Below are 12,141 nucleotides of genomic sequence, written 5' to 3'. Positions count from 1 at the left end.
ATTTCCTTATTTTTAATTATTCACTGGTCACACGATTCACTTCTTGTAAAGAAGTGAGTCCGTTCATCACCTTAATTAAGCCCGAACGTCGAAGATTCTTAAACCCCAGTCTTTCAGATGCAGCTGCAATCTCTAATGCATTGCCATCATCCATAATAATCTTCGAAATTTCAGGTGTCACTTTCATGACTTCATAAATACCGACACGTCCTTTATAACCATCACGGCACTCAGGACAACCGACAGGTTGATAAATTTTAAAATCTGGATCTGCTAAATCCTGTTCTGTGAATCCCATTTCTAACAAACTTGGTTTAGGAATATCAGCAGGTACTTTACAGTGCACACACAGTCGTCTAGCAAGTCGTTGAGCAATGACGAGATTCACCGAGGTTGCAATATTAAAAGAGGGAACCCCCATATTACGCAAACGAGTTAAGGTTTCAGGAGCACTATTGGTATGAAGTGTAGACATCACCATGTGGCCTGTTTGTGCTGCCTTAATTGCAATTTCAGCTGTTTCGAGATCTCGAATCTCCCCGACCATAATAATATCAGGATCTTGACGCAGGAATGATTTCAATGCGACTGAGAAGCTTAAGCCCACTTTATAATTGACGTTGACCTGATTAATGCCTTCTAAATTAATTTCTACGGGATCTTCTGCTGTAGAGATGTTGGCATTTTCAGTATTTAAAATATTCAATCCTGTATAAAGCGATACTGTTTTACCAGAACCTGTTGGGCCCGTAATCAGTAACATGCCTTGAGGCTTCTCAAGTGCCTCAAGAAATAAAGCTTTCTGATCTTCTTCATAACCCAATGCATCAATACCGAGCATTGCACTAGAAGGATCCAAAATACGTAATACGATTTTTTCACCAAATAAGGTTGGTAATGAGTTAACACGAAAATCAATCGCTTTAGTGCGAGATAATTTAAGTTTAATACGACCATCTTGCGGAATACGCTTTTCTGAAATGTCCATTTGAGACATGACTTTCAAGCGTGAAGCTAACCGATTAGCGAGTTGTAGTGGTGGGGTTGCAATGGTTCTCAATACACCATCGACACGGTATCGAACTCGGTACGTTTTTTCATAAGGTTCGAAGTGTAAATCTGATGCACCCATGCGAATGGCGTCAACCAAAAGCTTATTGATGTACTTAACAATCGGGGAATCATCGCCTGAAGGGCCATCATCGTTATTATTTTGAGTTGTATCAGTCTCGACGACGTCAACATCAAGATCTTCATCACCGAAATTAAAATTTTCATTTTCGGAAAAATGTTTGTCGATCAGCTTTTCGAGTTTGTTATGTTCAACAGTAATAGGGACGACATTTAACTTACTGTTAAATCGAATCGCTTCCAGTGCTTCGATATCTGTAGGATCACTCGTCGCTACAAATAAAGATATACCTCGTTGATATAAAGGTAAGATTACATGTTTTGTAACAAGATTTTCTGCAACGATATCTTTGGGTAGTAACTCAACATTATATGCATCTAAATCGAACAATGGCTCCCCAAACTCTTGAGCAACCATTTCAGCAATCGTATTTGCTCGTATTTTGAGATGCTCAACGAGGTAAGGTACTAATTTTTGATGAGATTTTTTTGAATTAATAATAGCATTTTGCATTTGCTGGGAGGTCAAAATGCCTTCATCAACTAAACGACGACTTAACCCAGAAAATTTTGGCCCACTTTGATCTAAAGTCATCCCCAATACGCCTTAAATTCATTTTATAATTCGAATATTAAAATTATACGGTTATAAGTAGAAAATTCTATACTTAAAATCATTAATATTATCCGAAAACTATGAAAAAATTGAATTTTTTCACTTATTCTGTTGGGTATTGTGTCTTATGTTGTCTTTTTTTAAAGAATTCTAGGTGCTGAATCTGTATCCATTGAATTTTTACGTTAATTTTTTAAAATCCGTGTAGAATGTGCGCATTTTTGATAGAAGGTTAGATCTATGTCGGGTTCGACAATTACTCCGTGGGTTGTAGGCAATTGGAAAATGAACCCAATGCAGGCTAACACGCAACAGCTTTTAGCTGATTTGAAACAACAGCTTGAGCAAGCTTCAATCGCTCATGATGTTTGTAAAATTGGTGTTGCGCCAACTTTATTGGCTTTACTCCAAGTAAAAAATGAACTTGCAACAGATGCTCATGAAGTGTTTGTGGTCGCTCAAGATGTATCACGTATTGCGGGTACTGGTGCATTTACAGGTGAAGTTAGCGCAGATCTTTTAAAGGATAGCCAAGTCGATTATGTATTAATTGGACATTCTGAGCGTCGTGAAATATTTAATGACACGCCTGCGATTCTGAATGAAAAAATAAAAAATGCTTTAGCTGCTAACTTACATATCATCTATTGTGTGGGTGAAAGCCTTGAACAGCGTGAAAGTGGGCAAGCTGAGCGAGTGGTGTTACAACAAATTTGTGACATTGCAGGTGTTGTGAATCCAGAGCAATGGGTGCATATTACCGTCGCATACGAGCCAATTTGGGCAATTGGAACTGGTAAAACAGCTTCCCCGGATGATGCACAAGCAATGCATGCTAAAATTCGTGAAGGATTGAGTCAAATTACACCTGAAGGTCAAAACATAGCAATTCTTTATGGTGGTAGTGTAAAACCTGAGAATGCTGTTGAATTGGCAGCATGCCCTGATATCAATGGTGCCCTCGTAGGCGGTGCATCACTCAATGCAGAATCATTTGTTCAAATTGCGCAAGCATTTGCCCAATCAAAATAATTAGGAGTTCATCATGCAATCTTTTGTACTGGTGCTACACATCATTTTAGCGTTATTGATGATTATTTTAATTCTAGTACAGCATGGTAAAGGTGCAGATGCAGGTGCGTCTTTTGGCGGTGGCGGTGCAGCGACTGTATTCGGCGCTTCTGGTTCTGGTAACTTCTTAACTCGTTTAACCGGGATACTTACTGCTTTATTCTTTATCACAAGTATTAGCTTGGCTTACTTTGCGAAGCAGCAAACGACAGATGCTTATGGTTTGAAAACGATTAACACAACTGAGCAAGTTGATCAAAAATCGCCTGAAACTTCATCAACTGCACCAAAACCAGCTGAATAATTGAATATTTCGCTTTCAATTTTTCATTGAAACCACTAGAATGCGTCACAGCTGCGGTGGTGGTGGAATTGGTAGACACGCTACCTTGAGGTGGTAGTGCTTTCGGGCGTGGGGGTTCAAGTCCCCCCTTCCGCACCAACTTATAATCCAGAAGTTTAAGTTGGTGTTTGCAGCAAAATCTGTTGATGCGGGATGGAGCAGTCTGGTAGCTCGTCGGGCTCATAACCCGAAGGTCGTTGGTTCAAATCCAGCTCCCGCTACCAATCAATCCTATAATTAAGATGCAAACTTAAGATAGGCAACTTAAACAAGGTCTAAGTTGAGATACATTTTTTGCAGGTTGATGCGGGATGGAGCAGTCTGGTAGCTCGTCGGGCTCATAACCCGAAGGTCGTTGGTTCAAATCCAGCTCCCGCTACCACTTTTGATTAAGGTGCAACTTAATCAAGTCTAATTAGAAAGTTTTTCTGATTGAAAAATGATTCATATTTAGATATAATTTTGCACGTTGATGCGGGATGGAGCAGTCTGGTAGCTCGTCGGGCTCATAACCCGAAGGTCGTTGGTTCAAATCCAGCTCCCGCTACCAAGTTTCTAAAGAGGCTCACAACTAGGTGGGCCTTTTTGCACAGTGGGCATTGCTTTTCTGTGCAATAATGGGGGCGAATGCGCCCTTTTTTGTTATCTATCGTGTAGTGTGGACATCAATTGGTCAAATAATCATGCTATCACTATAGTTAGTCTGTGTCGGTCTGTTGGCCGATTGAATCGCACATAAATGACGAGAGTAAATGAAGTTATCAAATAAAACCCAAGCATTGTATGAACTGATCGCACCCGCTGTTGAGGCGTGCGATGTTGAACTATGGGGTTTAGAATTTACACCTCAGGGTAAGCGTTCGCTAGTACGTATCTACATTGACAAGCCTGAAGATCCAAACAAAGAACCTGTTATTTCCGAAGACGGTGAAATTGATCTTGGTCGTGGTGTGGGTGTGCAAGATTGTGTACGTGTTACCCAACAAGTTGGTGCAATCCTCGATGTTCATGATCCAATTTCTGGTGAATACGCATTAGAAGTGTCATCTCCAGGTTGGGATCGCACTTTCTTTAAACTTGAACAGATGCAAGCATATATTGGTCAACAAGTTGCTTTACGTTTGATTTCTGCAGTGGATAACCGCCGTAAATTCCAAGCGAAACTGGTTGCTGTAGATGTAGAAAATGAAATGATCCAAGTTGAAGTTGAAAAGCAACAAGTGCTCGAGATCGATAGTCACAATATCGATAAGGCCAACTTGATCTACCAAGACTAAATTAATCTTAACTAAAAGAATTTGAATAGTAGGTGACTTATGGGCCGTGAAATTCTTACCGTTGCTGAGACGGTTAGTAATGAAAAAGGTGTTAGTCGTGAAGCGATTTTCGAAGCGCTCGAGCAAGCTCTAGTTGCTGCAACGAAGAAAAAATTCTACGAAGGCACAAATTCTGAAGAAGCACAGTTGCGCGTTGAAATCGATCGTAAGACTGGTGAATACCGTACTTTCCGTCAATGGACTGTAGTAGCAGATGAAGATCATGAAATGCCTGCATGCCAAGACGCGATTTCTGATGTGGACCCAGCGAAATGGTCAATCGGAGATGTGCGTGAGCTTGAAGTAGAATCAATTGAATTTGGTCGTATTGCAGCTCAAATCGCGAAGCAAGTTATTGTTCAGAAAATTCGTGAAGCTGAACGTGCGCTTATTGCAGATGCATATGAATCTAAAGTTGGTGAGTTAATTTACGGTGAAGTAAAGAAACAAACTAAAGATGGTTTCATTATTGACCTCGGTGAGAATGCGGAAGCATATCTTGCACGTGAAGAAATGATCGCAAAAGAAATTTTACGTCCTAAACAGCGTGTAAATGCGATTTTATTTAACGTAAACCGTGAAGGTCGTGGTGCGCAGCTACAACTTTCTCGTGCTAAGCCAGAAATGTTAATGGCATTGATGAAAAAAGAAATTCCAGAAATTTCTGAAGAAATCATCGAAATTAAAGCTGCTGCACGTCAACCGGGTGTTCGTGCTAAAATTGCAGTGAAAACGAACGATCATCGTATTGATCCAGTTGGTGCATGTATTGGTATGCGTGGAACACGTATCCAAGCTGTACAGCAAGAATTGAATGGTGAACGTATTGATGTTGTAGTTTGGTCAGATGATCCAGCTCAATATATCGCAAGTGCTTTAGAGCCAGCAGATGTATCGGGTATTGTGATTGATGAAGAAGAACGCACAGCAGATATTATTTTTGCTACAAGCGATCAATTGGCGCGTGCAATTGGTTCTCAAGGTCAAAACGTACGTTTAGCCTCTGAGTTAACTGGTTACAAGCTCAATATGATGCTTGAAGAAGAGTATCGTGCTCGTCAACAAAATGAAGCACAGCAATATCTCGATATGTTTGTAGGTCGTCTTGATATTGAAGAAGACCTTGCGATGGCATTGGTAGAAATGGGCTTTACTTCACTTGAAGAGATTGCTTACGTTCCAGCTGAAACATTTGATGAAATCGAATTAGATGCAGAAACGGTTGAGCTTTTACAAAGCCGTGCGAAAGAAGTTGCATTAGCAGATGCACTGAAAGAGCAAGAAAATATTCAAGAACCGAGCGAAGAGCTTCTAGCGATGGAAGGAATGAGTTCAGAGCTTGCTTATGCATTAGCGGCTCGCGGTGTAATCACAGTAGATGATTTAGCAGATCAGGCAACTGATGATATCTCTGATATCGAAGGTTTAGGTGCTGAGAAAGCAGGTCAATTGATCATGAAAGCACGTGAATCATGGTTTAATTAACGAGGAGGTCATACATGACGGATAAGTCAATTAAAGAGTTAGCAGTCAGCGTAGGTCTTCCAGTTGAAAAACTATTAGATCAGGTGCGAGATGCTGGGTTGCCTCAATCTAAGGCAGAAGACACAATCTCAGTAGAACAGCAAGACCGTTTAGTCGCTCATTTGAAAAAAGCGCATGGGCAAGACAGCGGCAGCGCAGGAAAAATCACGTTGAAACGTAAAACTACGAGTACTGCAAAAGTAGCAAGTACATCAGGTAAAGCTAAAACTATTAACGTAGAAGTTCGTAAGAAGCATACGTTTACTAAGCCAGATCCTGAACAAATTAAAGCTGAAGCATTGGCAAAAGCAAAAGCTGAAACTGAAGCAAAAGCACAGCAAAAAGTTGAAGTTAAACCAGCTCAAGCTGAAGAGAAGGCGCAACCTGCAGTAAGTAAAGCGAAAGCGAACTTAGATGCAATGCGTGCTGCAGCGAAACAATCGAGTGAGAAGCAAGAAGTTGCTAAAGCTGCGGTTGTGGTTAAGCGCAAGTCAACAAATAAACCGATTGTTAAACAAGCAACTAAGCCAACTGAAACTGCAGAACAGAAAAAAGCACGTGAAGCTGAAGCTGCTAAATTAAAAGCAGTTGAAGAGGCAGCACGTCGTAAAGCAGCTGAAGAAGCACAACAACGTACGCTTGAACAAATGCGTCAGATGGCTTCTAAATACTCTAATGAAGATGCAACTGCAACGATTCGTGTGGTCGATGACTCTCCATTGGCTGCTGGTCTTGTTGGTCAAGCATACGAAGATTCATTCGCGAAAGAAGACCGTGACATTAAGCGTGGTAATAACACACCAGGTGCACGTTCTCCTAAGAAAGGTGGTCGTCGTGGTCAAGAAGAGCAATCTTTCCGTGACAACTCTCATAAACGTGGTTTGAAATCAAGCCAAGCTAATAAACATGGTTTCGAGAAGCCAGTTAAAAAGCAAGTTTATGATGTTGAAATCGGTGCAACTATTGTTGTTGCTGACCTTGCTGCAAAAATGGCGATTAAGGTTCGTGAAGTAATTAAAACACTCATGAAAATGGGTGAGCTTGTCACTCAAAACCAATCAATCGACCAAGATACAGCAGTTCTAGTGGTTGAAGAAATGGGTCATAACCCAGTTCTAGTATCAGATACTCAAGCGGAAGATAACTTACTTGAAGCTGCTGAAGAGGCTCGTGGTGCTCAAACGACGCGTCCACCAGTAGTTACAATCATGGGGCACGTTGACCATGGTAAGACATCGCTTCTTGATCGTATTCGTCGTGCGAAAGTTGCACAAGGCGAAGCGGGCGGTATTACACAGCATATCGGTGCTTATCACGTTACAACGGATAAAGGCATTATCACTTTCTTAGACACTCCGGGACACGCAGCATTTACAGCAATGCGTTCACGTGGTGCGAAAGCAACTGATATCGTTGTATTGGTGGTCGCAGCTGATGATGGTGTTATGCCACAAACAGCGGAAGCGATTGACCATGCTCGTGCAGCAGGTACGCCAATCATTGTTGCAATCAACAAGATGGATAAAGAATCTGCTGATCCAGATCGCGTATTGAATGAATTGACAACTAAAGAAATCGTGCCTGAGCAATGGGGTGGTGATGTCCCTGTAGCGATGGTTTCTGCGCACACCGGTGCAGGTATTGATGAACTTCTTGACTTGATCTTGATTCAATCTGAACTTCTAGAGCTTAAAGCTTCTGAAGAAGGTGCGGCACAAGGTGTTGTAATCGAAGCACGTGTTGATAAAGGTCGTGGTGCGGTTACTTCGATTCTTGTTCAAAATGGTACATTAAAAGTAGGTGACCTTGTTCTAGCTGGTGCATCTTACGGTCGTGTACGTGCGATGACTGATGAAAATGGTCAACGTATTAAGTCTGCAGGTCCATCGATTCCAGTTGAAATCTTAGGTCTTCCAGAAGCGCCAATGGCAGGTGACGAAGTTCTTGTTGTAAATGATGAGAAGAAAGCACGTGAAGTGGCTGATGCGCGTATGGATCGTGAACGTCAAAAACGTTTAGAGCGTCAATCTGCAATGCGTCTTGAAAACTTAATGGCTTCAATGGGCAAAAAAGATGTGCCGATTGTTAATGTCGTTCTGAAGACAGATGTTCGCGGTACATTGGAAGCACTTCATGTAGCTCTTGCTGAACTTTCAACTGATGAAGTGAAAGTGCGTGTAATTGGTTCAGGTGTTGGTGCGATTACTGAGTCTGATGTCACACTTGCAGAATCTTCAGAAGCGTTCTTATTAGGCTTTAACGTTCGTGCAGACAATACAGCGCGCCAAAAAGCCGATGCAGATGGTATTGACATCCGTTACTACTCAATCATTTATCAATTGATTGATGATGTGAAAGATGCAATGAGCGGTAAGCTTGCACCAGAACATCGTGAAACGATTCTTGGTGTGGCTGAAGTACGTGAAGTATTCCACTCAAGTAAATTTGGTGCGGCAGCAGGTTGTATGGTCCTTGAGGGCGTATTACACCGTAACAAACCAATTCGTGTCTTACGTGATGACGTGGTTGTGTTCCAAGGTGAACTTGAATCACTTCGTCGCTATAAAGAAGTGGTTGAAGAAGTTCGTGCCGGTATGGAATGTGGTCTTGCAGTCAAAGGCTATAAAGACATCAAAGCACTCGATAAGATCGAAGTCTATGATGTTCAATTAATTAAACGGAGTCTTTAATGGCGGGTAGTCAACGTCTTAAGCGTATGGCGGATACGGTTCAGCGAGAGTTGTCTGAACTCATCCGTCAGGAGCTGAAAGATCCACGTTTAGGTGGTCTCGTGACCATCTCAGCGGTGAAAGTGAGCCCAGATTTAGGCTATGCTGAAGTTTATGTCACTGTCATGGGGCGTGAACTTGGTGATGAGCAAAGTGAAGCAGCAAATAAAGATACTTTGGATGTTTTAAATAAAGCATCAGGTTTCCTGCGCCATGAGTTGAGCCGTCGTATCAAGACGCGCATCACACCTCGTTTACGTTTCCACTATGATAAAACTAATGCATACGGAAACTACATGTTTGGTCTAATTGCTGAAGCTGTGAAGGATTTACCGCCAGCTGAAGAGAAAAAAGACGAAGAGTAATTTCAAACAAAAAGCCACCTTAGGGTGGCTTTTTTTATCTCAATATTTTTATATAAACTAAAGCCATAAAATAAATGCTACATTCAATTTTGAATTTGCGTATACAATATTTTTAATTAAACAAATACAAATAAATAATGAGGTTGATGTCATGCAAATTTTAAAAAAATCAGCTGTTGTGCTCGCATTATCAAGTACCTTGCTTTTCACAGGTTGTGGGTACAATACACTTCAAGCGAAAGATGAAGCGGTGACTGCATCATGGTCTGAGGTACAAAACCAATACCAGCGTCGAGCAGACCTTGTACCGAATTTGGTGAATGTAGTTAAAGGATATGCAAAACATGAAGAACAAGTTTTAACTGAAGTCACAGAGGCTCGTGCAAATGTTGCAGGGCTTAAAGTTGATAAAGAAGTTCTTGAAAATCCAGAATTGTTTAAACGATACCAAGAAGCGCAATCGCAAATGACAAGTGCATTATCACGTTTGCTGGCAGTGACTGAAAACTATCCAGATCTTAAAGCGAATGAGCAATTCCGTGATTTGCAGGTACAATTAGAGGGTACAGAAAACCGTATAGCAGTTGCGCGTAATCGCTATATTTCTACCGTCCAAGATTACAACACCTATGTTCGTCAATTTCCACAAGTTATGACTGCGAAAGTTATTGGCATGGATGCAAAAGAAAACTTTAGTGCTGAAGCAAGTGCACAAAAGGCACCTAATGTTTCTTTTGATTAAATCAATGATTATAAGTTGATGAATATGAGCATGAGAACTCAGCATCTTAGACACAATAGTATGAAATTGCTTTCATGGCTATTTGTCTTTGCAATGACCTGTACATTGCAAATGGTTCATGCAGAAACTGCAACAGCAGTAGATCATGAGTCTGACGCGATTGTGCTGGGAAAAGTGATTCAACCCAATTCAACAAATCCATCATCAAGTGCTCAGCAAAATAACCAGACGCCAGTACCTCCTGTTACTGTTTCAAATGATATGCAGGAAGGAGACACACAACGTCAACTCCCTACATTAAATGAACCTGTGATAGATCAGGCGAATATACTTTCTCCTCAAGAAAAGTCAGAACTCGATACAATAATTCGCGGTCTATATAATGAGGGTAAGGCTCAAATTGGGATCGTAATCGTTCCAACAACTGGTCAGGAAGGTATTTTTGACTTTGCAATGCGTACTGCACAGACTTGGGGGTTGGGTTCTGCTCAACAAGATAATGGCTTGTTAATCGCGGTGGCAATCAATGATCGAAGATTACATATCGCAACAGGCTATGGATTGGAAGGTATCATTCCAGATATCGTTGCGAGTCGAATCATTCGTGAACAAATCACGCCTTACTTTAAAGTCAATCAATTTGGACAGGGTTTAATTTCAGGAGTCAGAGAAATTGAACGAATCGTTAACCTTGATCCTGAAATTGCCCAACAAGCCGCTGAAGAACTGAAACTTAGACAAGAACAAGCCTTAAAAGCACAATATGCAAAAGAAAAGACATTTAACACGGTGTTATTCATTTTGATTGCTGGTGTGATTGGTTCTTTTATTATTGGTAATCGTTTAAGTGCTTCGGTCGCGGGTGTTACTGCTTTTGCTGCGAGCATGATTTATGGTTCAGGGATTTTAATCAGCTTGATTGTGGGCATTGGAATTTTCTTTTTATTATTTACATCCATCGCACAGTTGATTTTCCAAGCATTTTTATCTGGCGGAGGACGCGGCGGCAGTGGCGGTCGAGGCGGATTTGGCGGTGGTGGATTTAGTGGCGGTGGTGGTGGCTTTGGTGGGGGAGGTGCGTCAGGCTCATGGTAACAAAAACTGAAACGACAGAAATTATCACTGAACCAAAGTTGCAACAAGCATCTCAACCGAGCTTCAAGCGTTGGATTAAGCATTTTTGTTATTTGCCTGCGTCTAAACGTTATTTTTCCAAAATGGATCAAAATGCAATTGCAGAGGCGGTGAAACAAGCGGAACAAGGGCATGTTGGTGAGATTCAAGTGGTCATAGAGGGATATATTCCATGTGCCTTGGCTTATTCAATGAATACTCGTCAGCGCGCCGAACAACTTTTTGCTGAATTAGGTGTATGGGATACAGAATTTAATAGTGGTGTACTGATATATTTAAATCTATGTGAGCAGAAAGTTGAAATTGTGATTGATCGTGGCATTCAAAAGGCAACAACGCAACAGGATTGGCAAGCAATCTGTGATCACATGATTAATGAGCTAAAAAATAAAAATTATAAACAGGGTGTTATTGTCGGCGTGATGGAAGTCGGCGAAATTTTGAATCGTTTTTATGATGATAAAGTGCAAGATTTAGCAAATGAACTCAGTAATCAGCCAATTATTTTAAGTTGAGTTAAGAAAAGTGACAAAAAATGTCACTTTTTTACATAAATTAACATTAATAATAAATTTGAAAATTATTTATTGGCAACCTTGCAGAGTTATTCGAAAATAGCATCAGTTAGTTAGCAACAACAAAATCTATTTTGGGGATAGGTTGTTAACTTTGAACTTAAAAATTAGGAGAGATGTTATGAACGCTCAAAAAGGTTTTACTTTAATCGAGTTAATGATTGTTGTTGCAATTATCGGTATTCTTGCTGCGATTGCGATTCCTGCTTACCAGAATTATATTGCTAAATCTCAAGTGAGTGAGGCTTTAACGCTTGCTGGTGGTTTAAAAACTGGTATTCAAACCAATTTACAAAATAATTCATGTTTTGCTAATGGTGCTGAAGCAGCAGTTGCAGGTACGGATACTGCAACAGGTAAATATGGTAATGCTACTATTACTAAAGTTAGCGGTGATGCAGCTAATAATAATTTAGTATGTGGTATCAAATATACTTTTAATGCCAATGGGGTATCAAGTAAAGTTGCAAATAAGGTTGTTGATATGACAGTTAATGACAATGGTGTTATTGCTAAAAGAACAGGAACAACAACAGTAGGTACTGAATTTCTTCCTCAATCTTTAGCAGCAGCATCAGGTTCATAAGCTAAATTG

11 protein-coding genes and 4 tRNA genes are annotated in these 12,141 nt (G+C 40.7%); 14 read left to right on the top strand and 1 reads right to left on the bottom strand.

Translation table 11 applies throughout. The annotated features are described in order from the left end of the window. Positions 1-16: 16 nt before the first annotated feature. Entirely contained in the window at positions 17-1,726 is a 1,710-nt protein-coding gene (gene pilB / locus FTV17_RS07515; protein WP_179998792.1) for a type IV-A pilus assembly ATPase PilB, read from the bottom strand. 261 nt (positions 1,727-1,987) lie between these two features. Here pilB and tpiA point away from each other — a divergent pair, with 261 nt between their 5' ends. From tpiA to FTV17_RS07445, 14 genes are all read left to right on the top strand, one after another. After that, positions 1,988-2,779 (top strand): triose-phosphate isomerase, encoded by a 792-nt coding sequence (gene tpiA / locus FTV17_RS07510; protein ID WP_179998791.1) that lies wholly within the window; start codon positions 1,988-1,990, stop codon positions 2,777-2,779. Positions 2,780-2,792: 13 nt separating this feature from the next. Next, the gene (gene secG, locus FTV17_RS07505) at positions 2,793-3,122 is read left to right on the top strand and encodes a preprotein translocase subunit SecG (RefSeq protein WP_035266018.1); all 330 of its coding nucleotides are present in this window, start codon (positions 2,793-2,795) and stop codon (positions 3,120-3,122) included. A gap of 53 nt (positions 3,123-3,175) precedes the next feature. After that, a tRNA-Leu gene (locus FTV17_RS07500) sits at positions 3,176-3,260 on the top strand. 48 nt (positions 3,261-3,308) lie between these two features. After that, positions 3,309-3,385: transfer RNA gene (locus FTV17_RS07495), tRNA-Met, on the top strand. An 81-nt stretch (positions 3,386-3,466) separates the two neighbouring features. Continuing rightward, a tRNA-Met gene (locus FTV17_RS07490) sits at positions 3,467-3,543 on the top strand. Positions 3,544-3,634: 91 nt separating this feature from the next. Next, positions 3,635-3,711: transfer RNA gene (locus FTV17_RS07485), tRNA-Met, on the top strand. Positions 3,712-3,913: 202 nt separating this feature from the next. Then, on the top strand, positions 3,914-4,438 hold the full coding sequence (rimP, locus tag FTV17_RS07480) for a ribosome maturation factor RimP (protein WP_035266019.1): 525 nt from the start codon (positions 3,914-3,916) through the stop codon (positions 4,436-4,438). A 39-nt stretch (positions 4,439-4,477) separates the two neighbouring features. Beyond that, complete coding sequence (gene nusA / locus FTV17_RS07475; protein ID WP_035266021.1) at positions 4,478-5,962, top strand: transcription termination factor NusA; 1,485 nt, start codon at positions 4,478-4,480, stop codon at positions 5,960-5,962. A gap of 14 nt (positions 5,963-5,976) precedes the next feature. Beyond that, complete coding sequence (infB, locus tag FTV17_RS07470; protein WP_179998790.1) at positions 5,977-8,691, top strand: translation initiation factor IF-2; 2,715 nt, start codon at positions 5,977-5,979, stop codon at positions 8,689-8,691. Further along, a complete protein-coding gene (locus FTV17_RS07465; protein ID WP_179998789.1) occupies positions 8,691-9,095 on the top strand; it encodes a ribosome-binding factor A in 405 nt (134 codons plus the stop codon). The genes infB and FTV17_RS07465 overlap by 1 nt, the downstream gene beginning before the upstream one ends. A 151-nt stretch (positions 9,096-9,246) precedes the next feature. Next, positions 9,247-9,837, top strand: coding sequence for a LemA family protein (locus FTV17_RS07460; protein WP_179998788.1), 591 nt, complete (start codon positions 9,247-9,249; stop codon positions 9,835-9,837). A gap of 60 nt (positions 9,838-9,897) precedes the next feature. After that, positions 9,898-10,932, top strand: a complete 1,035-nt coding sequence (locus FTV17_RS07455) for a YgcG family protein (RefSeq protein ID WP_257219903.1) — start codon at positions 9,898-9,900, stop codon at positions 10,930-10,932. Next, positions 10,926-11,486, top strand: a complete 561-nt coding sequence (locus FTV17_RS07450) for a TPM domain-containing protein (RefSeq protein ID WP_179998786.1) — start codon at positions 10,926-10,928, stop codon at positions 11,484-11,486. The genes FTV17_RS07455 and FTV17_RS07450 overlap by 7 nt, the downstream gene beginning before the upstream one ends. Positions 11,487-11,667: 181 nt before the next feature. Then, the gene (locus FTV17_RS07445; RefSeq protein WP_179998785.1) at positions 11,668-12,132 is read left to right on the top strand and encodes a pilin; all 465 of its coding nucleotides are present in this window, start codon (positions 11,668-11,670) and stop codon (positions 12,130-12,132) included. Positions 12,133-12,141 lie beyond the last annotated feature (9 nt).

Source organism: Acinetobacter sp. YH12239, from assembly GCF_013417635.1.
Taxonomy (GTDB): domain Bacteria; phylum Pseudomonadota; class Gammaproteobacteria; order Pseudomonadales; family Moraxellaceae; genus Acinetobacter.
The sequence above is the reverse complement of the archived record's forward strand: the minus strand, read 5'-3'. Positions and strand labels throughout refer to the sequence as shown.

Coding starts and splice junctions, on each gene's coding strand:
- pilB (WP_179998792.1), bottom strand. CDS start 1,726: ATGACTTTAGATCAAAGTGGGCCAAAATTTTCTGGGTTAAGTCGTCGT.
- tpiA (WP_179998791.1), top strand. CDS start 1,988: ATGTCGGGTTCGACAATTACTCCGTGGGTTGTAGGCAATTGGAAAATG.
- secG (WP_035266018.1), top strand. CDS start 2,793: ATGCAATCTTTTGTACTGGTGCTACACATCATTTTAGCGTTATTGATG.
- rimP (WP_035266019.1), top strand. CDS start 3,914: ATGAAGTTATCAAATAAAACCCAAGCATTGTATGAACTGATCGCACCC.
- nusA (WP_035266021.1), top strand. CDS start 4,478: ATGGGCCGTGAAATTCTTACCGTTGCTGAGACGGTTAGTAATGAAAAA.
- infB (WP_179998790.1), top strand. CDS start 5,977: ATGACGGATAAGTCAATTAAAGAGTTAGCAGTCAGCGTAGGTCTTCCA.
- FTV17_RS07465 (WP_179998789.1), top strand. CDS start 8,691: ATGGCGGGTAGTCAACGTCTTAAGCGTATGGCGGATACGGTTCAGCGA.
- FTV17_RS07460 (WP_179998788.1), top strand. CDS start 9,247: ATGCAAATTTTAAAAAAATCAGCTGTTGTGCTCGCATTATCAAGTACC.
- FTV17_RS07455 (WP_257219903.1), top strand. CDS start 9,898: ATGAAATTGCTTTCATGGCTATTTGTCTTTGCAATGACCTGTACATTG.
- FTV17_RS07450 (WP_179998786.1), top strand. CDS start 10,926: ATGGTAACAAAAACTGAAACGACAGAAATTATCACTGAACCAAAGTTG.
- FTV17_RS07445 (WP_179998785.1), top strand. CDS start 11,668: ATGAACGCTCAAAAAGGTTTTACTTTAATCGAGTTAATGATTGTTGTT.